21 protein-coding genes are annotated in these 22,413 nt (G+C 42.5%); 3 read left to right on the top strand and 18 right to left on the bottom strand.

Annotated features, from left to right (window positions below):
- Positions 1-403 precede the first annotated feature (403 nt).
- Both ACFPA1_RS04890 and ACFPA1_RS04885 read right to left on the bottom strand, forming a co-directional pair.
- Positions 404-871, bottom strand: coding sequence for a CBS domain-containing protein (locus ACFPA1_RS04890; protein WP_213140277.1), 468 nt, complete (start codon positions 869-871; stop codon positions 404-406).
- A 21-nt stretch (positions 872-892) separates the two neighbouring features.
- Positions 893-1,540 carry a TetR/AcrR family transcriptional regulator gene (locus ACFPA1_RS04885; RefSeq protein WP_378581596.1) on the bottom strand — a complete coding sequence of 216 codons (648 nt, stop codon included), beginning with the start codon at positions 1,538-1,540 and terminating at the stop codon, positions 893-895.
- 287 nt (positions 1,541-1,827) lie between these two features.
- Between ACFPA1_RS04885 and ACFPA1_RS04880 the strand changes: the two genes are divergently transcribed.
- Positions 1,828-1,980, top strand: coding sequence for a hypothetical protein (locus ACFPA1_RS04880; RefSeq protein WP_213115881.1), 153 nt, complete (start codon positions 1,828-1,830; stop codon positions 1,978-1,980).
- Positions 1,981-2,159: 179 nt separating this feature from the next.
- The gene (serC, locus tag ACFPA1_RS04875) at positions 2,160-3,257 is read left to right on the top strand and encodes a 3-phosphoserine/phosphohydroxythreonine transaminase (RefSeq protein WP_378581594.1); all 1,098 of its coding nucleotides are present in this window, start codon (positions 2,160-2,162) and stop codon (positions 3,255-3,257) included.
- 23 nt (positions 3,258-3,280) lie between these two features.
- Here the strand turns inward: serC and ACFPA1_RS04870 are convergent, their stop codons facing one another.
- From ACFPA1_RS04870 to napA, 6 genes are all read right to left on the bottom strand, one after another.
- Complete coding sequence (locus ACFPA1_RS04870) at positions 3,281-3,859, bottom strand: DNA-3-methyladenine glycosylase I (RefSeq protein WP_213140280.1); 579 nt, start codon at positions 3,857-3,859, stop codon at positions 3,281-3,283.
- A gap of 3 nt (positions 3,860-3,862) precedes the next feature.
- Positions 3,863-4,558 (bottom strand): diphthine--ammonia ligase, encoded by a 696-nt coding sequence (locus tag ACFPA1_RS04865; RefSeq protein ID WP_378581592.1) that lies wholly within the window; start codon positions 4,556-4,558, stop codon positions 3,863-3,865.
- 83 nt (positions 4,559-4,641) lie between these two features.
- The gene (locus tag ACFPA1_RS04860) at positions 4,642-5,208 is read right to left on the bottom strand and encodes a 4Fe-4S dicluster domain-containing protein (protein ID WP_378581590.1); all 567 of its coding nucleotides are present in this window, start codon (positions 5,206-5,208) and stop codon (positions 4,642-4,644) included.
- Entirely contained in the window at positions 5,201-5,464 is a 264-nt protein-coding gene (locus ACFPA1_RS04855; RefSeq protein ID WP_213140283.1) for a chaperone NapD, read from the bottom strand. Before ACFPA1_RS04855 ends, ACFPA1_RS04860 begins: the two co-directional genes overlap by 8 nt.
- A gap of 68 nt (positions 5,465-5,532) precedes the next feature.
- Positions 5,533-5,940, bottom strand: coding sequence for a nitrate reductase cytochrome c-type subunit (locus ACFPA1_RS04850; protein ID WP_213140284.1), 408 nt, complete (start codon positions 5,938-5,940; stop codon positions 5,533-5,535).
- Between the two features lie 15 nt (positions 5,941-5,955).
- A complete protein-coding gene (gene napA / locus ACFPA1_RS04845; RefSeq protein WP_378581588.1) occupies positions 5,956-8,493 on the bottom strand; it encodes a nitrate reductase catalytic subunit NapA in 2,538 nt (845 codons plus the stop codon).
- Between the two features lie 290 nt (positions 8,494-8,783).
- On the opposite strand from napA, the gene ACFPA1_RS04840 reads away from it, so the two are divergent.
- A complete protein-coding gene (locus ACFPA1_RS04840; RefSeq protein ID WP_378581586.1) occupies positions 8,784-9,443 on the top strand; it encodes a hypothetical protein in 660 nt (219 codons plus the stop codon).
- A gap of 53 nt (positions 9,444-9,496) precedes the next feature.
- Here the strand turns inward: ACFPA1_RS04840 and ACFPA1_RS04835 are convergent, their stop codons facing one another.
- From ACFPA1_RS04835 to ACFPA1_RS04790, 10 genes are all read right to left on the bottom strand, one after another.
- Positions 9,497-10,432 (bottom strand): manganese-dependent inorganic pyrophosphatase, encoded by a 936-nt coding sequence (locus ACFPA1_RS04835; RefSeq protein WP_378581584.1) that lies wholly within the window; start codon positions 10,430-10,432, stop codon positions 9,497-9,499.
- 99 nt (positions 10,433-10,531) lie between these two features.
- Positions 10,532-11,392, bottom strand: a complete 861-nt coding sequence (locus ACFPA1_RS04830; RefSeq protein ID WP_378581582.1) for a GNAT family N-acetyltransferase — start codon at positions 11,390-11,392, stop codon at positions 10,532-10,534.
- A gap of 364 nt (positions 11,393-11,756) precedes the next feature.
- On the bottom strand, positions 11,757-12,650 hold the full coding sequence (locus ACFPA1_RS04825; protein ID WP_378581580.1) for a R2-like ligand-binding oxidase: 894 nt from the start codon (positions 12,648-12,650) through the stop codon (positions 11,757-11,759).
- A gap of 42 nt (positions 12,651-12,692) precedes the next feature.
- Entirely contained in the window at positions 12,693-14,210 is a 1,518-nt protein-coding gene (locus ACFPA1_RS04820) for a class I adenylate-forming enzyme family protein (protein ID WP_378581578.1), read from the bottom strand.
- A 1,041-nt stretch (positions 14,211-15,251) separates the two neighbouring features.
- Positions 15,252-16,064 (bottom strand): enoyl-CoA hydratase/isomerase family protein, encoded by an 813-nt coding sequence (locus ACFPA1_RS04815; RefSeq protein WP_378581576.1) that lies wholly within the window; start codon positions 16,062-16,064, stop codon positions 15,252-15,254.
- Positions 16,061-17,155, bottom strand: a complete 1,095-nt coding sequence (locus ACFPA1_RS04810) for an acyl-CoA dehydrogenase family protein (protein WP_378581574.1) — start codon at positions 17,153-17,155, stop codon at positions 16,061-16,063. The genes ACFPA1_RS04815 and ACFPA1_RS04810 overlap by 4 nt, the downstream gene beginning before the upstream one ends.
- The gene (locus tag ACFPA1_RS04805) at positions 17,152-18,306 is read right to left on the bottom strand and encodes an acyl-CoA dehydrogenase family protein (protein ID WP_378581572.1); all 1,155 of its coding nucleotides are present in this window, start codon (positions 18,304-18,306) and stop codon (positions 17,152-17,154) included. The genes ACFPA1_RS04810 and ACFPA1_RS04805 overlap by 4 nt, the downstream gene beginning before the upstream one ends.
- 201 nt (positions 18,307-18,507) lie before the next feature.
- Positions 18,508-19,938: an aldehyde dehydrogenase family protein gene (locus ACFPA1_RS04800; protein ID WP_378581570.1), complete on the bottom strand. Its 1,431-nt coding sequence runs from the start codon at positions 19,936-19,938 to the stop codon at positions 18,508-18,510.
- A 96-nt stretch (positions 19,939-20,034) separates the two neighbouring features.
- Positions 20,035-20,799, bottom strand: coding sequence for an SDR family NAD(P)-dependent oxidoreductase (locus tag ACFPA1_RS04795; RefSeq protein WP_378581568.1), 765 nt, complete (start codon positions 20,797-20,799; stop codon positions 20,035-20,037).
- Positions 20,796-22,409: a long-chain-fatty-acid--CoA ligase gene (locus ACFPA1_RS04790; protein ID WP_378581566.1), complete on the bottom strand. Its 1,614-nt coding sequence runs from the start codon at positions 22,407-22,409 to the stop codon at positions 20,796-20,798. Before ACFPA1_RS04790 ends, ACFPA1_RS04795 begins: the two co-directional genes overlap by 4 nt.
- Positions 22,410-22,413: the final 4 nt, after the last annotated feature.

The raw sequence follows: 22,413 nt of genomic DNA, 5'->3' as shown, positions 1-22,413 counted from the left end.
AATCAAGAGGATATTGGAGGGATTGTATGAATCAGCAGGTTCAGGGAACAGGAGGCCACCTCAGTCCTAAATATAACAAGATTTCCCACTTTACGGGCTTTGTCGAAAAAAACTGTTCAATGGTAAGATGAAAACCTAATAACTAAAGGAGGGTTTTAACATCCAACATTTACGTTTGAAGTACACGAGTGAAATGGAGAAAGCACTTCTTAATGCCCATGGTGTTTGTTATAAGGTTTATTGCCGGAATCATGACATACGGATATTAGTTGAAAAAAGACGGGAACAGGATTATATTACATCACAAATGATGCTTGCCGATATTGGACGCAAATTTCATACTTAACTCTAAAAAAAGGTGTCAGGCTGTCTTTCATGAAAGTACCTGGCACCTTTTTATTCTTCAATCCATCTCATCAATAATGGTTTGTTGGATGCTTCGAATCACATCTCCCCTGCTGAGGACACCGATTACACGATTATTACCGTTTAACACAGGCAATTTTTTAAAATGGTGCTTGGATAAGAGGGAGACAACTTTTTTCATATCATCATCAGGATGAACAGTGACAATCCCATTTGTTTTGGCAATCTTTATGATTTCCCTTCCCGCCATTTCACTCAAGCGGCTTTCTAAATCCTCCTCGGCGATATAAGTCATAAAGGTAAAATAATTATAAATTTGCCGATCAATGGGTTTAATAGCTCTTAAGATATCCCCATCTGTTACAATGCCGCATAATTTACCCTCGCCATTCACAACAGGCATGCCGCCAATTTTTTTTTCTACAAAAATTTTCATAACATCCTTAATAGTATCAGTTGGTTTTGCTGTAATGACATTCATTATCATAAAATCTCTTACCTTCATCGCTAGTCACCACTCTTTAGTTTATTCTTCATTTTCAATAAGGAATTTCTTTAGTACTTCAGGAGGGAAAACAATGCGGCAAATGACCTTTGCCAATTCCATAAAATCTTCTTTTTTACAGTGTTGACCTATCTTGGTATTTCCACTCTCTGCCAACACCATAATAGACCAGGCAACCTTATCCAAATCCAAGTCCCTCCAAGTTAACCCTGAATCATAAGCACGCTTTAATCCGGTAAGAATTCTTAAATGGATTTTTTTTCTGGCTTCTCCTAACACCTCGGCAAGTTCCGAATCCTTATGCAGTAGTTCTGGCAAAACACGGTGAAGTCCCATCCCGTTAAGCCGTTTCATATGCGCTTCTAATAAGGATGCCAATAAAAGTTCAGGATTACCGGCAGTCCAATTTGGTTCAGGAGGGAGCAATTCATCTATTTTATCCTCCAAAAGGGACATTAACAGCTGCCGTTTATCTGAAAAATAGCGATAAAAGGTTCCTGTAGCTACCCCTGCATGGGCCGCGATTTCCTTTGCGGTTGTTTGCTCATATCCTTTTTCAATAAACAGTATTCGCCCGCTTGCCAAGAGAGCATTTCTTTTTTGTTGGGCCCGTTCTTGTTTAGGAAGAATCGGAAATTCACCTACAAGCAAATCTTCACGTTCAGTCATAGGACCACCTCGGGCTTATTATAGCACAAAAATTAAAGGTGAACTACAGTTCATCTTTTTGTTGACATGTTTATAGCTGAATGTAATACTTGAACTATAGTTCATGTTATTCAATTCCTTCCATAACACCCCTGGATTAAAGGAATTCGTCTAACATGAACAACTTTTTTAAAAATTTTTTAAAAAACAGGTTTTGTCAGGAAGGATATCACCATATTTTTCCGAATAATATAGGGTAATCTTATTTTTTATATTGGGTTTATAAATTTTGAAAGGTGTTGATCCATATGGCCAATCAATCTGACTCTAAAAAAATCTCCGTAAATTCAACTATTTCCTTAAAAGGAATAGTAAAAGCCATTTTCAACGATACCGTTCACGTCCAAATTGGCGGAAAGATCATTACGCTGCCAAAAAAGGATTTTCTTGCTGAAAGTTAAGTGATTTATATTTAAACATAGAAGCATTTTGTCGGTCTGCTACTTGCATTAGTGGCAGGCATTTTTTTGTTTAAAAATTGAACAAGCCTTTAACTCTGTAAAGGAATAAAATTTCCTGTCAAAATAATACGAAAATATGTTATATTCATTTATATTAAAAAAACATGGGAGTGAACGAAATGAAACTAGACATCAAACGGGCCTATAATTTCAATGCCGGCCCATCTGCTCTTCCTCTTTCTGTACTGGAAAAAGCCCAGCAGGAGCTGATTGATTTCCGTGGCACAGGAATGTCAATCATGGAATTAAGCCACCGCAGTGCTGCCTATGAAGAAGTACATAATCAGGCGATCGAGCGCCTAAAGGATTTAATGGGTATTTCTGAAGATTATGAAGTACTCTTTTTGCAAGGTGGAGCAAGCCTGCAATTTTCAATGATCCCGATGAACTTTTTGGGAGAAGGAAAAAAAGCGGGTTACGTGATGACTGGATCTTGGTCAGAAAAAGCTTTTGCCGAAGCCAAGCTATTTGGTGAAGTTGCTCAGGCGGCGTCATCAAAAGAAGGCAAATACCGCCGCATTCCTAGACTAGCGGAAATTCAATATCAAGGTGACGAGGCCTATTTACATCTGACCTCCAATAATACAATTTACGGAACGCAGTGGAAGGAATTCCCTGCTACTGGCAATGTTCCGTTAATTGCGGACATGTCCAGCGATATTTTATCCAAGCATGTTGATGTCAGCAAGTTCTCCATGATTTATGCGGGTGCCCAGAAAAACCTTGGACCTTCCGGTGTTACGGTAGTAATTGTTCGCAAGGAGTTTCTTGAAAAGGCTAATTCTAATATCCCTACCATGTTAAAGTACAGCACTCATGCAAAAAACAATTCCTTATATAACACTCCGCCAACCTTTGGCATTTATATGCTCGGTGAGGTTCTTGGCTGGGTACAGGAAATTGGCGGCCTTGAGGAAGTTGTCAGACGGAATGAGGAAAAGGCGAAGGTTATCTACGATGCTATTGATCATAGCAATGGTTTCTACATCGGGCACGCTGAAAACGACAGCCGCTCCCTAATGAATATTACCTTTAACTTAAAATCAGAAGAGCTGGAAAAAGCATTTTTAGCGCAAGCCAAGCAAGAAGGCTTTATCGGTGTTAACGGCCACCGCTCCATCGGAGGCTGCCGCGCATCCACCTACAACGCCGTTCCATACGAATCCTGCAAAGCATTCAGCGAATTTATGGAACAGTTCCAAAAGCAAAACGGATAAAAGATGGGGACGGTTCTAATGCCTCAAATTTTTGAGGCAAAAGAACCGTCCCCGCGTTTCATTTCACAGCTTTCGATATGGTCATTGACCATTCCTACTGCTTGCATGAAGGCGTAGCAGATGGTGGAGCCGACGAATTTAAAGCCGCGCTTTTTTAAATCCTTGCTCAATTTGTCGCTTATTTCCGTGGAGGCAGGTACCTCGCTCGCTTCTTTGAAGTGATTGATAATCGGCTTCCCGTCAACAAATGACCAAATATAGCTATTGAAGGAACCAAATTCCTCGACCACCTTTAAATAAGCTTTGGCGTTGCCAATCACCGCATTAATTTTTAGTCTATTCCGTACAATACCATCATTATGTAAAAGTTCTTCAATCTTTTGATCGTCATACAGGACAATCTTCTCCGCCTCAAAGTTGTCAAACGCCCTCTGGTAATTCTCCCGCTTTTTTAAAATCGTATACCAACTAAGGCCAGCTTGCGCCCCTTCCAAATTCAAATATTCAAACAACAAACGGTCGTCATGAACGGGGACTCCCCACTCATGGTCATGATAATCAATATATAATGGGTCTTGATTAACCCAGCCGCAGCGATTCATAAATCAAAACTCCCTTAATGGAATTAAATCGGTAAAGCAAAATCTTGTTTCACCAGCGTATACATCCTTTGAAAACTTTTTCTCGCCAACTTGAAACCGGATTGGCTTATTAAAAATTGGACCATCATATACAAATGAATGATACTCGCCGTTTTCACCGCAAGGGTCCACACCTTCAGGCAGGGCCTGCAAAAAACCGTCATTAATTTCTTTTCCGGAAAAATCCTCTGGAAGTTTCGTCAAGTCTACACAGGTTATAATTGTTTTATACCCTAGCGACAAAAAGCGGTGAATTAAATCTGCAGTATTCTGTCCCCAGAGTGGAAAAACCGCTGTAAAACCTAAGGGTTTTAACTGTTCTTCACGGTACTTGCGGATTTCCTCAAGAAATAGGTCGCCAAATACAATATGGTCAATCCCATTCGCCTTCAAATCAGCCAATTCCCGATTCATTATTTCCCCGTAGACTTCATTGGAGCATTGCTCCGGAATAAAGATTTTTCTTAATGGAATGCCAATCGATGCCGCTTGCGCCTCCAGCAGTTCCTCCCTTACTCCATGAATGCTTGTCCGATTAAAGCCTTCAGTTACTGTCGTAAACAACAATTCAACCTCATATTCTTCCCCGTGAAGGAGTTCGTGCAATGCCAGTGTAGAATCTTTTCCACTGAATGATAACGCAGCTCTTTTTTTTGCCACGAAAAAATCACCTCTTCCCCTTTTACCATTATAATTTGCCGGGACTAGAAAAGCGAAAAAGAGCACCTAAAACAGACCACGTTTTAAGAATGCTCTTTTTGCAATACTTTCAATGCACCGTCTTCAGCAATGCAGTTCGTAATACATATACCGCAGCCTGTACAAAGTTCCTTGGATACGACCGGAACTCCATCCTCTAACCTGATCGCACCGTTAACCGGACATGCCCTTACACAATAATCGCACATCACTTGTTTATATGCCAAACAGCTGTACTTCTCTACTTTTACAGTTCCAAGGTATGGACACTTCTGATAATCAGAAAGGTTTAACGCCTCTGTCGGGCACACCTCTACACATTTCATACAAAACGTACATGGTGACTCATTCAAGTTCATGTACGGAGTATTTACAAGCTTGGCCCCGTCAGATAAGGCAAATAAGCGGATGCTTTGTTCCGGACAAATCTCCTGACATTTGCTGCATCTTGTGCAAGAGGTCAGAAATTCAAGCTCCTCCCCGGCACCTGGCGGCCGGATAAAATCACGCTCTAATTCCATTGCCGGCGCAAGGAAGTTCCCTAAAAAATGAATCGTTGATTCCCAGTTCAACGCCAAATATTGCCGTCTATTTAATTTCTCCTTATCCATTACCAGCCACTTCCTGATAAAATGGTTCGTCCTCGAAGTTGGTATAAACAAGACAGATGCCCAGCACGCCTTCAATCGCCTTGAATTTTTCGGCTGTCCGGTAGCTTTGGTCCACAGTATCAGTTTCCAAAGTCAAAATGACCCTTTTATCTTCATGAATGTGGTGAACCTCGACACCGTTTAATTCGCCCAATTTCTCCGCAGCACCGCAAGCCTTGCCCTGGATTGTTTCAACATAAATTCCCGATATCACCATTTCAATTCCCTCCCTGAGACTAAAGGGAGTCTGCTGCCTAAAACCAACAGACCCCGCCAGTTGTAAAATTACTTGCTAAAAGCGGTCTTTGTCTTCGTTTCGTTTTGCTGACCATGGCATTGGACACAGTTGTCGCGGAAAATCTTGCCCTTTGTATCATTGTTGTAGAAGTGATTATCCGGCGGCGTTGGTGCTCCAGTATCCGGCTTTCCATGACAAGCTAAGCAGCTGTCTTGGTGTGCCTGCGGGTTCCATCGGTCGACGTGACTTGCAGGCTGCAATGGAGGAGCCCCGATCAGCCCCATCGTTTCCGCATTAGGTCGGCCCTTTTCAGCCAATTGCACCAATTGTACATTTGTGGTTTTAGTACTGACTTTAGCCGAAGATTCCATTGACCATTGAAGCTTCGTTCCTCCAATTGCCAAACCCAACACAACGACAAATGCGACGATATAAAGAATTCCTTTTTCCTTCACGACCATTTCACCTCACTAAGCCTTCACAATTTTAACAGCGCATTTTTTAAAATCGGGCTGTTTGGAAATTGGACAATAACAATCTAAAGTGGCAAGGTTGATCAACGTTTCTTCGGCGAAAAATGGCACAAACACCAATCCCTTTGGCGGATTTCCGCGGCCCGTTGTCGTCGCCTTCACTTTTACTTCGCCGCGCCGGGATACGACCTTTACCATGTCACCTGTTTTGATACCTAGTGCCTTCGCATCCTCCGGATTGATTTCACAAAGGGCTTCAGGGAAAGCTTTATGGAGCTCTGGAACCCTTCTCGTCATCGTGCCGCTGTGCCAGTGCTCAAGCACACGACCCGTACAGAGCCAGAGAGGGTATTCTTGATCCGGCACTTCCGCCGCTTCTTCAAATGGTCGGAATAGGATGGCCGGCTTATGGTCGGTAGACTTATAGAAATCAAGATCCATGTATTTCCCCTGATGGCCAAATTCCTCAACCCCATATTGGTCGAAGCCATCTTCCTGCTTGCCATATGAATAACGCCAGTTGGTCTCCACCCATTTGCCGTTTACGTTCCGCACCGGCCAAGCAATACCATGCTGCTTTAAATATTCATCATAAGGGGCCATTTGCTTCGCTTTCATTTTCAATTTTCCCCCTAATTGCTGAACCTCTGGATTTTTGCTTTCATGGGGATTGGTGAAGGAGCGATACTCATCCCAGAGCCGCTTGTTGACTTCGTGCTCATCGGCAATTAAATCGTTTTTCTTTTGATCCCAAACCATGCCGAACAAGACATCGAAGGCAGGTTTATCACCTATCATTTTTCCGTCAAGGACACGCTTAGCAATTTGCACGATCGCCCATAAATCCCACTTAGCCTCACCTGGCGGCTCCACGCATTTTTCAAAAATTGATGTCCGGCGCTCGGCATTGCCAAATTGACCTTCACGTTCCACCCACATCGCGGCCGGGAAAACAACATCAGCCATTTCAGTCGAGCGGGTTGGATAGACTTCGGAAACGACGATGAATCCATCGATAACACCTTTACCGTTCGCATCATTCCCCCTGAAACGGTTTAACTTCGGCATCGTTTGTCCCCAGTTGTTGGACATGCTCCATAAAAACTTGATTTTGCCGTTGCCTAATTCGCGAAACATTTTAACGGTATGGAAACCTGGGGTTTCTATCGGATTCAGGTAGCCTTGCGGGAGGTTCCAGATTAATTCGGCATAGCGGCGATGCTCCGGATTCTTGACAACTAAGTCAGCAGGCAGGCGGTGAGAGAAAACCCCGACTTCTCGTGCTGTGCCGCAGGCGCTTGGCTGCCCGGTTAATGAGAATGGGCCGTTTCCCGGTTTGGCAATTTTACCGGTTAGCAAATGGATATTATAAATGAGATTATTCATCCAAGTGCCGCGGGTATGCTGGTTGACACCCATTGTCCAAAGCGACATAACCTTCTTCTTCGGATCAGCAAATTCTTTGGCCAGTGCTTCAATGTCTTTGGCAGGCACCCCTGACATTTCAGCCGCCTTTTCAATCGTATACTCCGAAACTCTTGTTTTAAATTCATCAAAGGAAATGACCCAGTCGACGTCAGCAACTTTTCCGACATCCGTTGCCTCATAGTTATCATCAAACGTATGACCAAGATTCTCTGTTCCAGCCTTAAACTGCGTATGTTCGGTTACAAAAGCTTGGTCATACAAATTATTTTGAATTAAGTAATTGCAGATTGCATTGGCAATGGCCAAATCTGTTTGTGGACCGAACACCATTACAACATCGGCTATTTCGGATGTTCTGGACCTTCTTGTTGTTAGATCGTAATGCTTAACGTTGCTGTTTTTCAGCTTATGAGCGGTGAGGCGGGAATATAGAACCGGGTGCATTTCCGCCATGTTGGCACCCCAGGTGACGAACACATCCGCCTCATCAAGGTCACGATAAGACCCCATTGGTTCATCTGACTGGAACGTCGACATGAAGCCAGTTACCGCACTTGCCATGCAAAGGCGGGCGTTCGGGTCAATATTGTTGCTTAATAAACCGGCTTTCCACAGTTTGACTGATGCATAACCTTCCATGATGGACTGCTGGCCGGATCCGTAAAAGGCCACCGATTTAGGGTCGGCATCATAGGCTTCCTTTAACTTAGTGGCAACCAAATCTAATGCCTCTTCCCAACTGGCTTCCCTAAATCCCTCTCTCGTGCCTTTTTTCGATTTATCATCGCGAATAAGCGGTTTTGTTAACCGGTCTTTGCCAAACAGAATTTTTCCTACATAATAACCTTTAATGCAGTTAAGACCTTTGTTCGAACGGTTATCAGGGTCACCTTTTGTAGCAATTACCTTTCCATCTTTAACACCTACTAGAATCCCGCACCCAGTTCCGCAAAAACGACAGACGGTAGTTTTCCATTCATCCGGTTCGATATTTGCCGCTGACGCACTTTTCGTATCAGCGCTGTTGTCTTTTGTACTACATCCTGCGGCTGCCATCGTCATCGAAATCGCCGTTGCTTTTAGCAATGATCTCCTGGTTAATTCCAATGCAATCTTCCTCCCTTTTAAAATAGGTCAAAAGTGTAAATCTATAGCTTAATAGTAATCGAGCTGAGTGTTTTTGAGAGGAAGGTTTAGGAAGATTTTACAAAACGTTCACAGCTGAAAATCCCTTTCTGACACAGGTTTGACATTACTGATTTGGCAGTATTTATAACGTTTTAACCGTGTTTTAAAGAGGATTTTCAAATTCTTCTCCCCGATTAATAGTCGAGCCCAAACGTGTCCCCTCTAATGTTTTGGAAGCATAAAATATTAAAAAAGGAGTGGAGTGAGGTATGAGTTTATACATTAATAAGCGTGAACATCCCAATGTTTTTGAAAATAAACAAACGATCAATGCCCCTAATCAGTCATATTCCAGACAGGATTTCCTGACTGAATTAATCAAGGAACAGGAAAAAGCGAATGCCGCCTTAAGAAAAACATTAAGGGAACTGCAACTTCGAACTATTAAGCAGGAAGAATCCCAAACTAGCCATTGGAATGATATCGGCAGCCAATTGATTGACTTGCAAAAAAGCAGCCAAACGCATCAAGAAATGATGAGAATGCAGGAAAAATTTCAAGAGGAAATAGCGGACAAATTAAATCGACAAGCCGTTTTTCAAAAAGAAGTAACGGAGAAATTGAACAGCCAAGAGGATTTTCAAAATCAAATCTCTGCCAAAATGAACAAGCAAGAAGAATTTCAAGAAGACGTCCTCAAACGATTGGATCATCAAGAAGCATTAACCGAGAAAATTTCACGGCAGTTGAACTTTATTCGGTCCATTCTATTTGAACGGACCAATTATTTGGCCTCCAAAATCGAAGATGGTTACAAACTCACCTCGTCCTATGTTTATAAACTGATGACAGGCTCTGATAAGCCGCTGACCTTCTTCCTGATGAATCAGCATCATGATGAGCACACAAAGCAGACGGACAAATCATAAAAGATAACAACAAAAAACGTTCATGCCATCAAATGCATGAACGTTCTGTTATCTTAAACACCCTTTGTGAAAGTTTCCGTTAATACTGGCACGATTTGTTTCTTACGGGATACGACGCCTCTTAACATTGCAGTATTGGCATCAAGGGTCACATTATAAGCCTTTTCCACTGCAGCAGCCTTACTTCCAAGCGCTAACCCTACTGAATCATTATTAAGGATATCAGTCACTACCAATAAGAATAAGTCCAGATTCTTCTCATCAATTTTCTTAGAAATAGCTGCTTCTAATTCTTCTTTACGGACAAGAACTTCCGCAGTATCTACAGCATTGACTTGGGCAATTTCTACTTTGCTTCCGCCCATGTCAAATTCTTTTGCATCCAGTGTTAATAAATCAGCTACAGACTTGTCGCTTAAATCCGCACCGGCCTTCAGCATTTCTAAACCGTACGCTTCGGCATCTACACCGGCAATATCAGCTAATTCACGAGCTGCAGCCACATCTTCAGCCGTGCAGGTTGGCGATTTGAATAATAAGGAATCAGAAATGATGGCTGAAAGCATAAGTCCCGCGATTTCTTTCTTAATTTCCTTGCCATTTTCTTTGTACATTTTATTTAAAATTGTGGCCGTACAACCGACTGGCTCACAGCGGTAATATAACGGATCGCTTGTTTCAAAATTTGCGATGCGGTGATGGTCAATTACCTCAAGCACTTTAACATCAGTGATGTCGTTCGCGCTTTGCTGGCGTTCATTGTGGTCTACCAAAATAACAGAATTAACTTCAGAAGCAACAGTTTCTACAAGACGTGGTGCCTCTGCCTTAAAGGTATCCAACGCATATTGTGTTTCGCCATTAATTTGGCCAAGACGAACTGCTTCAACTTCCATTCCAAGTTGTTTTTTCAAGTCTGCATACGCAAGCGCAGAACAAATCGAATCTGTGTCTGGATTTTTATGTCCAAAAATAAGTACTTTTTCCATATTCCTACTCCTAACCGTATTAAATTATGTAAGGACAAGCCAAATAAGGTTTCCCTATCGGAAATTATATATTAATACGGTAGAGTATTCAAAAATTTTTTATAAAAATTTCACCATCTGCACTTGTTCCGTCATCTTATTAAATCCATGGCTCATTAGGTATGCGATGATTGGACTTGAGATGGAGGCATTAACAGTCATAAAGTTTACGGTTTTTTCAGCTCCCCCGCAAATGCTGGCAAAAATAATTTTTAATAAATCTTTGTTTACTTCAGAAAACAGCTCCAATTGATAGATAACGACTTTTTCTACCTTTCCATGTTCATTCCATATTCTTTTAAACAAGCAATAGCCTAAAGGGTCATTTCCTGTTCCATAAAAAATTTGTGCTTCGCCGTTTCTGACACTTTGCCATTGGCATTGCCAAGGTACATTTTCTTTATAGAAAGAAAGTGTTGCCAATTGTTCAGGACGGATGGATTTTACCCAGATGGATGCGGCTAAAACTGACTCGAATTCCTCAGACCCTTTTAAATGAACAAGGGAGTCAACAATCTCATATCCATATCGTTGATATAAACGAATGGCTCGTTCGTTTTCCTTTATCGCTTCGAGAGTGGCAACCTCCACCCCCTCTTCCGCGTAAATCCTTAAAGTCTCCTCCATTAAAAGCTTGGAAACTCCTTTTCCACGATATTCCGCGGCTACGCCGGTTCCTCCATTCCAAGCGGTCTTTTTTCCATCAATCAGGCGCACTCCATTTAAGACAATTGCTACAGGCTTATCACCATCGAAAGCAACAATCGATAGATTCATTGAAAGCCCCTCATTAACCAACCTAGCAAAAAACAGCTCCGCAGACATTTCCAATTTTACAAAATAGACTTCAAAACCGCGATTCCAGGCCGTGATAATGTCCGTTATTTGACATTCAGATAATTTTTTAAAAACAATACACATGAGTCGGCCCCCTTAAATAGCGTTGAAGAAAATTAAAATAAAATAGACTAAATAGTTTATTTTAATTAAACCAAAGCCTTCCAGTTTTTACAATCCATAAGAAAAATAATCCCATTATGGACGAGAAAAAATCCATAATGGGATGATTTCAACTAACATTATTTAACCGGCAAAGTCACAACCCTCTGTCCAATTGCCGCTATTAGTTCCGGCGGCATTGGGAAGTTTAATGCAGCAGGATCCTTCATGACTGCCGGGATTACCATTTGTAGTGCCTCTCCACTAATATTGTATTCACTAAAATCAGCCGGCAAGCCAACTTTATGCTGTAGCAACAGAATTTTTTCAATTACTTCAGTTTACTTTAAAGTACTCCTATCTCGCTTTCCGTCACTCTATAAATCTCTTCGATTTTCTTTCCCTTCGCCCTTGCTAAAACTTCCATGCGAACAGCTAGCTGCTTCATGGTGAAATTCATGACATCATCAGGGTTCCCGCCAAACGAACTGACTTCTTTTCCGTTAATCCCTTCTTGATTAAGTTTGATTGCCAGCGGGGCCAATTCTCCCATCCTTGAGGCAATAAAATCGTAGAGATGAGGATGCTCGCAAATTAACCGCTGCAGCAGGAAGGTCCCGTAGCCGATGTGACGGGATTCATCCCGTTTCAAATTGCCGATTCCCTCCATAAGCCCCGGCATGATTCCGGCTGTTTCCAGAGATTGATAGAAGGAGAAATATCCGGTTTCTGCCAGTACCCCTTCCACAAACATATTGTAAACAACCGATGCCTCAGCAATGGCTTCCGGCGATTGATCAGTGACAAGACGTTCCATTGCAGTTGGCAGGATTTCATGGAAAATATGCTGATAGGTTTCTGAATGAAAATGTGACAAGTCACCTGTCTCCCCAATCGCATTTAACACCCTGCGGAAAAATTCTGTGTGCTTTGCTTCCTCGTATAAAAATGTTGTTAAAAACATTTCCTCCTCAAGGCGCCCTTCTTTGGCAATAGCCATGATAAGCGGCAGCAAATCCAATGTTACTGCCTCTTCTCCTGCCTGGAACATGGAAATGAGCCTCAGGATGTCTTCCCTCTGCACTTCATTCATTGCTTGCCAATCTTTTTGATCTTGGCTGAAATCAATATCTGCTGGATTCCAGATTCCTACCCTCTTCGCCTTTTGATAAAGACGGTAAGGAAAGGAATCCTCCATCAGACCACGGCTGCTTGTTGTTAAAATCGTTCTTTTCTCCATAAAAACATTCCCCTCTCATCATTTCCTTTATGTGAAAATCTGTTAACGAACCACAATATCTGCAGCTGTTTTGCGAAGATGTGTTTTCAGAATCTTTCCAACACCGTTTCTTGGCAGTGAATCTAGGAACACAATCCGCCGTGGTGTTTTGTTTTTTGCTAAATGGTCTTGGCAAAAACGAATCAATTCTTCCTCTGTTAGTTCTGAACCAGCTTTTTTGACGACACAGGCGACCATCTCTTCACCCATCCGTTCATCCGGTATGCCGACAACAGCCGCTTCAGCAACCTGCTCATGACCATTTAAAATTTCTTCAACATCCCGAGGATAAAGATTAAAGCCTCCTCGGATAATCAGATCTTTCTTTCTATCAACTATATAAAGGTAGCCTTCATCATCCTGCCGGGCCATATCTCCCGTGTATAGCCACCCATCTTTTAACACTTTCCGAGATTCTTCCTCATTTTGATAGTAACCAGGGGTCACATTATCCCCGCGGACAATCAGCTCACCTACTTCGCCACAAGGAACCTCCACACCATTTTCGTTGACTATTTTCACTTCAACACCAGGAATCGGAATGCCGACAGAACCTGGCTTAATTTCAATACCCTTGCGATGGGCTGTTACAACCGGTGCTGCCTCTGACAGGCCGTATCCTTCAAAAACCTTTGCGCCAAACTTTTGCTCAAATGCGTACAGCAGGGCTACTGGAAGCGGCGCAGACCCTGATCCTATCGATTCTAGACTGGAGGTATCGTATTGGTCTGCCTCCGGGTAGGATACAAGCGCATAAATCATTGCCGGAACTCCAGAAAACGTTCTCACTTTATGCTTTTCAATGGCATTAAGTACTTCCTTTACATCAAAGTTAGGAAAAACGACAATAGAACTTCCGGTTAAGTACAACACATTTGAAACCGTCAACCCATATACATGGGCAAGCGGAAGGACACCCAGGGTGGTTCCACGCTCGGTTTCATTATGTTTTGCCGAGTTTTCGGCATTCGAATATAAATTTTTATGTGTTAATAAAACCCCTTTTGGATTTCCGGTTGTTCCGGATGTATAAAGGATGACAGCTGTGTCCTCGGGCAGGACATCATCATAATAAAGATTGGCATCTTGTACCATCACATCATAAATATTTTTTGCTTTTTCATTTGTTGGCTGATCTGCAACGATCAATTCGGGTTTTACAGGCAGCCCTTCTAAGGATTTTTCTACATTTGGAAGAACATAGGAGGAAGTAATGACTGCTTTTGCCCCGGAATTAAGGGCAATATAATGAAGCTCTTTAGGATGAAGCGTAAACATGACTGGAACGATGATGGCCCCCGTACGGGTAATTCCTTGGTAGGCAATGAGGACTTCCGGACAATTTGGCATACAGACCATAACGCGGTCGCCTTTTTCGACACCTAGCTTTTTCAATCCGTTTGCCAATTGGTCCGCATATTCCTTCGTTTCCACATTCGTAAAGGTCTTTTCTTTGAAGTATAAAAACGGATATTCACCAAATTGGTCAATATTCGTTTCAAGAAGATCTTTTAACTTCACAAAATCCTCTCCTTTAACTCTTGCATCTATTAAACTATTTAGAATTACTAACATTTTGAAACCGCTATCATTTTAGAAATCTCTTTTTTAATATAAGGAAAAGGCTCCCCCTTTCATACTAATTAGTTGGTATTTCACTAACAATTACTATAAACAAAATATTCTAAAAATACAATAATTACCGTTTGACAATTTTCTCGTTTTTCTACGCTCTAGAAAAAAACAGTGACAATGTATTGCCACTGTCAGATTGTTGAGAAAGGGTATTTTTCTCGGCAATTTTTTATTTTGACCAAACCTAAATTACCAAACTATTATTGTTTATCCCTGCTAACTGGCCTGTTGATTTCCGCTCCGGGCACTCGCTTTCCGCGGGGAGGTCCTGGAGCCTCCTCGGCGCTTTTGGCGCCTGCGGGGTCTCCAGTGACCTCTATATCCCGCAGGAGTCGAGTGCCCTCCGCTCCAATCAACAGGGAGGCAAATCAACCTAAGTATTGCAACACACATTTTTCAGCCTTGATAAGTGTTACAATCTTTTTCATATTTTGGCAGGCTGCAGTAAGAAGCGTGTTCTCTTACATTATTCAATCCCCTCAACCGGAAGAAACGAAAAATATCAATATATTTGTCAATCAAGCAAAGAAGGTGGTCATCTGGAACCAATTCTTCAATAGAAACAAATTCATATTCACTTTGGCTATTCTCTTTGGCTTAAACATTAAATTCACCACTTATTTTATTTGAGTTAAAGGACTTAATTGAGTACACCTGTTGATTGGCGCGGAAGGCACGAGACTCCTGCGGGAGTACGGGGCAGGGGAGACCCCGCAGGAGCGAAGCGATGAGGAGGCTCACCGGCACGCCCGCGGAAAGCGAAGTGCCTGGAGCGCCAATCAACAGACTTGTTGAAAAGCCTAATATTAATAATGTTATAAAAAATTAACGCGGTGAATGTTAAAGAAAACGAGTAAAATAAAAGGCTGTCGGTAGTTTTTCTCGACAGCCTGACAGTGACAATGTATTGCCACTATTTTTATTGCGTTATTTAAAATTTGGCTTTCTCTTTTCCAGGACAGCTTGAACCCCTTCTTGGTAATCCTCGAGCTCGGTAACGATCCCCATTGCTGAAGAAATCATATCCAGAGATGTACGTAAATCGATATTTAATCCCTGGTACACAGCTCTTTTTGTAAAACGCATTACTGTTTGCGGGCCACTCGCTAATTTTTGAACATAGTCTTCCACAAACTCCTCTAGTTTGTCATCTTCCACGACATACGTTACAAGCCCCATATCTTTTGCCTCTTTGGCAGTTAGGACTTTTCTCGTCCAGAGCAAATCCAAAGCTTGATCTGTCCCAACAAACCTTGGTAAGAACCACGCCGCACCGTCTCCCGGAACAATTCCAACATTTAAGTAGCTTTCCGAAATTTTGGTGTTTTCGGCAGCAATGCGAATATCACAGGCCAAGGTCATATCAAAGCCTGCTCCAAAGGCAACACCATGCAGAACCGCAATCACAGGTTTATCAATTTCTTTCACCAGAAGAGGAATTCTTTGTACTCTTTTCCATAAAGAATTTTTTCTGGCTAAAGCGGTCGAGGAAAAATCTTCAGTCCCATCGCTTTGAAGGAATCCTTCTCCTCTCCCCATCGATTTGATATCCCCGCCCGAGCAAAAGCCGCGTCCATTTCCGGATATTACAAGTACCCGAATGTCATCGGAATCACGGACGGTCTCTAATGCTTTAATCCAAAGGTCAATCATTTCCGCACTAAAGGCATTTAAACTATCCGGCCGGTTTAAAATAATTTTGGCGACCCCATTTTCCACATTAAAAATTAGATCCGTCATTGGATTCCCACCTTTTTTGCATGATTCACAACGCCAGTTATCACAGACCACAATTCGTTTTTCTCTAATTTTAATAGTTCTTCCGTAATGACCTGTTCCCAATCGGATTCTGTCCCAAATTCCTCACGCCAAGACCAAAGTCTTCTTGTGCTGTGATGCAGGGTATGTTCATATGTAAACCCAATAGCCGCCAATACTTGATGTGCGATCGTATTGACTTTTCCCGCTGCTTCATTTATTCGGATTTTTGCATAGGCTAACTCTTTTGAAAAAGGATTCGTGCCGAAAGCATCAACAGCATATTTGGCGGCAATTCCAGCACCGGCAGTTTCGCCCGCAAGCGCTGCCAAATGATGCTGTATTGCTTGGAAACGGTGAATAGGCCGTCCAAATTGGGAGCGCTCATTTGTATGGTTAATGGTTACATCAAGAACTCTTTCGATAGCCCCCGCCATAAGCACGCTTCTTGTTAATGCCCCTGCATAATACAGCTTCTTTGTCAGTGCGCTGTAGTCGACAGATACGGTTTTACATTCCTCGATGTAGACCTGATCAAAGATCACTTCATCCCGTGCTTCCCCACCCATGTTTTTGCCAGGTTTAATTTCCGCTTTTTCAAGCGGTAAAACAAGAAGGACGGTTCCGTCGATTGATTCTCCTGGTACAAGCAGCTTTTCCGCATTCCTCGCCCATGGAACATATTTGGCTTTTCCGTTTATAATCCAGCCTTGACCGCTTTTTTGCAGCTGGAAAGGTTCCGAACTATTTTGTCCTGGGATCGTGACAATCCCCTCAATAATAGATTCTCCCAAATCGCTTAATAACCAATTGGCTATAAACGTTTCGGCAAGTGGAATGGGTGCAGAATATTTGCCCGCCATTTGCAAAATACTCAAGGCATCATCCAGGTCACCGCCGCTTCCCCCTAATTCCTCCGGCACTCCTACTCCAAGCATGCCGTAGGCCTCCAGGTTCTCCCATAATTCAGCTGCCCATTGACATTTCTCAGCGTCATTAACCACTTCTTTGGTTGAATATTTTTCAAAAATCTTTGCTGCTGACTCCAAGATCATCTCTTTCATTTCACTCATTGGTTAATAACCCCCTTTGCCACAATTCCCCTTAGAATTTCCGTTGTCCCGCCGCGAAGTGTAAATCCTGGTGATTGCAGAATCGATTGCGCCAGGAACCTTTCTAATCTGTTTTCGGAATCGGTTGACGGAATGGCAGAAACTAGTAATCTCGTAATCTCAGGAATCTCCTGCTCAAATTGGGTTCCCATGTCTTTTACTAGAGAAGCAATGATATTAGAAGGCACACCTTCTTCCAACAATCGGGCAATGCCAAGCGACATATTTCGAAGTGTCCACAGTCTAGAGATGAGTCTGCTAACTTCATTTAATCCCTTTGTGTCACCTTTTTCTATTAACACATTCGTTAGTTCATTTAGAAGAGGAAAGGTGCTCAAAATGCGCTCCGGACCACTTCTCTCATAGGCTAATTCCGCCATGCCCTGGGCCCAGCCATTTCCAAGTGTCCCAACAACCATACCATCAGGAACGAACACATCTTCAAAAAAGACTTCATTAAAATGATGTTCCCCTGTCATCAGATGAATTGGGCGAATGGTTACTCCCGGCGCATTTAAATCGACAATCAATTGGCTCATCCCGGCATGGCGGTTGTTAGGGTCCATTGGAGTTGTCCGGCATAAGACGATAGAGTAATGGGCGTGATGAGCTCCGCTTGTCCAAATCTTGCTGCCATTTAAGATCCAGCCTTTATCAACCTTAACGGCCCGTGCCTGAAGTGCAGCCAAATCGGAGCCTGCATTAGGCTCGCTAAGGCCAATCGCAAAATAACATTCTCCCTTTGCTATTCTTGGCAGGAAAAATTGTTTCTGTTCTTCTGTCCCATACTTCAGTAAAAGCGGACCAGTCTGACGGTCGGCAATCCAATGTCCTGAAACTGGGGCGCCTGCTGCCAGCATTTCTTCAGTAACTACATATCTCTCGACTGACGAACGTTCCCCGCCGCCATATTTTTTCGGCCAAGTCATGCCAATCCAGCCGCGTGCTCCCATTTTCCGTGAAAAATCCTCCGAGAATCCGCTAAGCCAGCAATCGCATTTTGTTTCGATTAAACCGTTTTCAATTTCTTCTTTTAAAAACTGCCTAATTTCTCTTCTTAGCTCTTCCGTTTCTTTCGGAAGCTTTACCACAGGAATTTCCAGCGTTTTCATTTGTTTCACCCTCTTTTCTGCAATTAACGCTTATGTAACTCTATTACTACCAAATAAATTATATAATAATTTTGACTTTATGGTCAATTTTAAATTATCTGAAAAGTTATCCTTTATTCATTATTCTAAGAAAATAAAAAAGACAAAAGCCCTATTATCGTAGCCTTTGTCCTTTAAACATTTAAATAAAATTATCCAAAATTATTTTTTCTTAATCATAATGGTTTTTGTGTTGGTATATTCTTTTAATCCTTCGATTGAATTTTCAACACCGATTCCTGATTGTTTATGGCCTCCAAAAGGAACGTTCGGTAAAAGGATATGTGCCTCGTTAATCCAGACCGTCCCCGTTTCCAACCTTTCGGCAATGGAACGTGCCAGGTTAAGGTCTTTTCCCCATACAGAACCGGCTAATCCATAATTAGTATTATTTGCCTTCGTGATGACCTCATCATAATTGCTATATTTAATGACAGGCAGCACCGGGCCAAAGGCTTCTTCTGTTACCACCCTCGCATCTTCGGGAGGATTATCGACAATCGTAATAGGAATAAAGTAGCCTGGTTTGTCCTCAACGATTCCTCCGCAGACAATATTCGTACCTGTGCTTTTTGCATCTTCTATCAAAGCTTTAACCTTTTCATATTGCATCTTATTTTGGACTGGGCCAATTAAGGTGGCAGGGTTCATCCCATCGCCGATTGGAATGGTTTTGGCATACTGGATTAATTCGGCTAAAAACTCATCATAGATTTTTTGATGAACATACAGCCTTTTTGAGGCAACACAAATTTGTGCTGTATTGGAAAAAGCCGCCCAAAATAATTTTGGAACAACTTCTTTTACATCTGCATCTTCTAGGACAATGGCAGCATCATTGCCTCCTAACTCGAGCGTAACGCGTTTTAAATTAACACTTGCACTTTGCAGTACCTTTTTCCCAGTAGCAGTTGACCCGGTAAAACTTATTTTATTTATGTCAGGGTGCTCTGTCATCCATTGCCCAAGTTCATTTTCACCTGTTATCACGTTAAATACGCCTGCCGGAAAAATATCTCTTGCGATTTCACCTATCCGTAAAGTAGTTAATGGAGTATAGGGCGAAGGCTTCACAACAATGGTGTTACCCGCTAGCAATGCCGGGGCAATTTTCCACATCGCCAAGAGGACAGGGAAATTCCATGGAACAATTAATCCTGCCACCCCAAGCGGCGTGTAATATTTCTCGATTGTATGACTATCATTTTCCTCAATAATTTCACGGGGCAGACGATTTTTTGCGATTACTTTGCACCAATGACAGGCAGAATCAATTTCCATATAGGATCCAAATCCACCATTAATCGGTCTTCCCATTTCCGCAGTAAAAAGGTTTGCCAGTTCATCCCGATGCTGCTGGATCGCATCAGAAAACGTCTCCAATTTGGCTGTCCGCTCCGCAATTGATAACGCAGACCATGTACTAAAGGCTGCTCTTGCAGCCTTTACAGCTTCGTTTAAGTCGTTCCTGCTGGCTTTTGGAGCCTGAGCAATTACGGTTTCATTTGCTGGATTAATTACAGGTACCGTTTGTTCTGTTAATACCGGTTTGCCATTAATGGTCATACAAAATTCCCTTGTTATAGTATTCATTTCTCATCCCTCCGCATTTATAGATAGGCCCTTTCTAATCTATTCACTGTCCTCTATTTCTACTACTTTTTTTGGATGAGTCCCCTTCAACTTTCGTTATTTTCTGTATCCCCCGTCCACGGTTAAGAGTGATCCAGTCGTGAAACTAGCAGCGTCTGAGGCAAAATATAAAGCTGTTCCGATAATCTCTTCTGGTTTTCCAGGCCGCCCGAGAGCTGAGTTTTCCTCAAACCGTTTCATCGCCTCCTCCATATTCCACGCTTTAGCTATATCGGTTAAAAAGGGGCCTGCGATGATGCAATTGACGCGAACCTTAGGAGCAAAAGTATCCGCTAAAGCAAGAGTAAGTGCATTTAACCCAGCTTTGGCAGCAGCATAGGGCACTTCATTCTTTGTCGGCCGGATTGCTGCGATGCTGCTTATATTAATGATGGCTCCGCCGCTGCCTTTTGCCATACGGTCTCCTACCAATGCTGAGAGACGAAAAGGCCCTTTTAAATTTAATGCTAAAACGCTGTCCCACATAGATTCGCTAACATCAACTATGGAATCGTAAAGCGGGGACATACCGGCGTTGTTCACTAAAATATCTACCTTGCCAAAATGATTATAAGCGGCTTCTACCAAGTCATTTACCTGATTCCACCTCCCAATATGACAAGCATATGGGAGTGCACGGCGGCCAAGGGCTTCCACCTCTGCAGCAACCTTTTCACAAGCATCAAGTTTGCGGCTTGCAATAACAATATCCGCTCCTGCTTGGGCAAAAGCGATTGCCATTTCTCGTCCAAGACCTCGGCTACCTCCTGTTATTAGAGCAACCTTACCAGTAAGAGAGAAAAGCTCTTCCACTGTTTTCATTCCTTTCTGCCTCCGAAGGCAGCACTTTCTTTTTCCTGTTCAATCAATTTAGTTCTTAGAATCTTTCCTACTGCTGTTTTCGGAAGTTCATCGCGAAACTCTATCAGTCTGGGAACTTTGTATCTTGCTAGATTTTGGTTGCACCAATCTTCCACCTCTTTTCCGGTCAAAGCAGCATTTTCCTTTAGGACGATTGCTGCTTTGACCGTTTCACCACGATACGGGTCAGGAACGCCATACACGCAAACTTCCCTAACAGCCGGAAGCTGATATAGTACCTCCTCAATTTCAAGCGGATAGATATTGTAGCCGCCGGCAATAATCATATCCTTCTTTCGTCCCACTATATAAAAATATCCATCCTCATCCATAACGGCCAAATCACCCGTAAATAGCCAGCCATCCCTCAAAGCATGCGCGGTTTCTTCTTCATTTTTCCAATATCCCTTCATGACTTGTGGACCTTTTACGATAAGTTCACCAGTTTCACCCACAGGCAATTCAATTGTTCCGGTAGCGATATCAACAATCCGGCAATCTGTGCTGGGGATTGGTATGCCGATACTGCCGGGCTTTCGTACCCCATCGCTCGGATTTTTCGTCACCATCGTTGTTGCCTCTGATAATCCATAGGCTTCAATAATGGGAGCACCCGTTTTTTCCTCAAAACGATTCATGATTTCCACAGATAATGGTGCCGATCCGCTGCTGCATATTTTAATAGATTTAAGATCTTCGGAAGTCAAATGTGGGTGGTTTAACAAGGCAATATACATAGTAGGCGAACCGCTAAAGGTGGTCGGCTTAAAATTTCTGATTGTCTCTACAAGCAAATTTAATTCAAATCTGCTGATCGTATTAAATGTTCCCCCCCTAAAGATAGTGGTAACCATTGTCGTCAAACCCATAGCGTGAAACATTGGGGCGATTCCGATTATTCGTTCCCATGAACCTTCACTTGCTTCTCCGACACTCGATTCCTTGTTCTGATAAAGATTACTAATGAGATTGTAGTGTGAGATCATTACACCCTTCGCCCTGCCGGTTGTTCCCCCTGTATACTGCAAGATAGCTATATCATTTTCGACATCGATATTAACTTCTGGAGACGGGTTTGTTCCTTTTTCAATCCAGGCATTAAGGCTGTCTTTAACGTCCTTTTCACCCTCTGCGATAAGGACTGTTAATTTGTCTTTATAGCCGATTTGCTCGAGTTTTGGATCTTGGATGCGATTCGTGATAAACCAAACTGCCTCGGAATCTTCTAAGATATACTCCAGTTCTCTGGGTGTATACATAGGATTGACTTGAACAACGGTGCCGCCCAAGCGTTGCACCGCAAAAAAGGAGATTATGTACTCTAGAGAATTGGGAAGCATAATTGCTAACTTATCTCCTTTTTTAAAACCACTATCATATAAGGCAGAAGCTAAACGGTCTACATCTGAGTTAAGTTGATAGTAGGTCTTCGCCTTTTGATTATCAATTACGGCAGTTTTTTCTGGATGGAGGCTGGTTGAATTTTTGAGCAAATCGTCGATGGAAACAGCGGGAGGGGTAATTTCGTATGGAACTTGTTCTGGATAAGAGAAAAACCAAGGTTTGTTCAAAACA

This window comes from Neobacillus sp. GCM10023253 (genome assembly GCF_042653105.1).
GTDB lineage: Bacteria > Bacillota > Bacilli > Bacillales > Cytobacillaceae > Neobacillus > Neobacillus citreus.
The sequence above is the reverse complement of the archived record's forward strand: the minus strand, read 5'-3'. Positions and strand labels throughout refer to the sequence as shown.

Excerpts from the sequence above, each read along its gene's own strand:
- ACFPA1_RS04800 (WP_378581570.1), bottom strand. The coding sequence starts at position 19,938 with ATGAATACTATAACAAGGGAATTTTGTATGACCATTAATGGCAAACCG.
- ACFPA1_RS04795 (WP_378581568.1), bottom strand. The coding sequence starts at position 20,799 with ATGAAAACAGTGGAAGAGCTTTTCTCTCTTACTGGTAAGGTTGCTCTA.
- ACFPA1_RS04855 (WP_213140283.1), bottom strand. The coding sequence starts at position 5,464 with ATGGTGATATCGGGAATTTATGTTGAAACAATCCAGGGCAAGGCTTGC.
- ACFPA1_RS04830 (WP_378581582.1), bottom strand. The coding sequence starts at position 11,392 with ATGTGTATTGTTTTTAAAAAATTATCTGAATGTCAAATAACGGACATT.
- serC (WP_378581594.1), top strand. The coding sequence starts at position 2,160 with ATGAAACTAGACATCAAACGGGCCTATAATTTCAATGCCGGCCCATCT.
- ACFPA1_RS04885 (WP_378581596.1), bottom strand. The coding sequence starts at position 1,540 with ATGACTGAACGTGAAGATTTGCTTGTAGGTGAATTTCCGATTCTTCCT.
- ACFPA1_RS04870 (WP_213140280.1), bottom strand. The coding sequence starts at position 3,859 with ATGAATCGCTGCGGCTGGGTTAATCAAGACCCATTATATATTGATTAT.
- ACFPA1_RS04840 (WP_378581586.1), top strand. The coding sequence starts at position 8,784 with ATGAGTTTATACATTAATAAGCGTGAACATCCCAATGTTTTTGAAAAT.
- ACFPA1_RS04860 (WP_378581590.1), bottom strand. The coding sequence starts at position 5,208 with ATGGATAAGGAGAAATTAAATAGACGGCAATATTTGGCGTTGAACTGG.
- ACFPA1_RS04880 (WP_213115881.1), top strand. The coding sequence starts at position 1,828 with ATGGCCAATCAATCTGACTCTAAAAAAATCTCCGTAAATTCAACTATT.
- ACFPA1_RS04815 (WP_378581576.1), bottom strand. The coding sequence starts at position 16,064 with ATGACGGATCTAATTTTTAATGTGGAAAATGGGGTCGCCAAAATTATT.
- ACFPA1_RS04825 (WP_378581580.1), bottom strand. The coding sequence starts at position 12,650 with ATGGAGAAAAGAACGATTTTAACAACAAGCAGCCGTGGTCTGATGGAG.
- ACFPA1_RS04890 (WP_213140277.1), bottom strand. The coding sequence starts at position 871 with ATGAAGGTAAGAGATTTTATGATAATGAATGTCATTACAGCAAAACCA.
- ACFPA1_RS04835 (WP_378581584.1), bottom strand. The coding sequence starts at position 10,432 with ATGGAAAAAGTACTTATTTTTGGACATAAAAATCCAGACACAGATTCG.
- ACFPA1_RS04810 (WP_378581574.1), bottom strand. The coding sequence starts at position 17,155 with ATGAGTGAAATGAAAGAGATGATCTTGGAGTCAGCAGCAAAGATTTTT.
- ACFPA1_RS04805 (WP_378581572.1), bottom strand. The coding sequence starts at position 18,306 with ATGAAAACGCTGGAAATTCCTGTGGTAAAGCTTCCGAAAGAAACGGAA.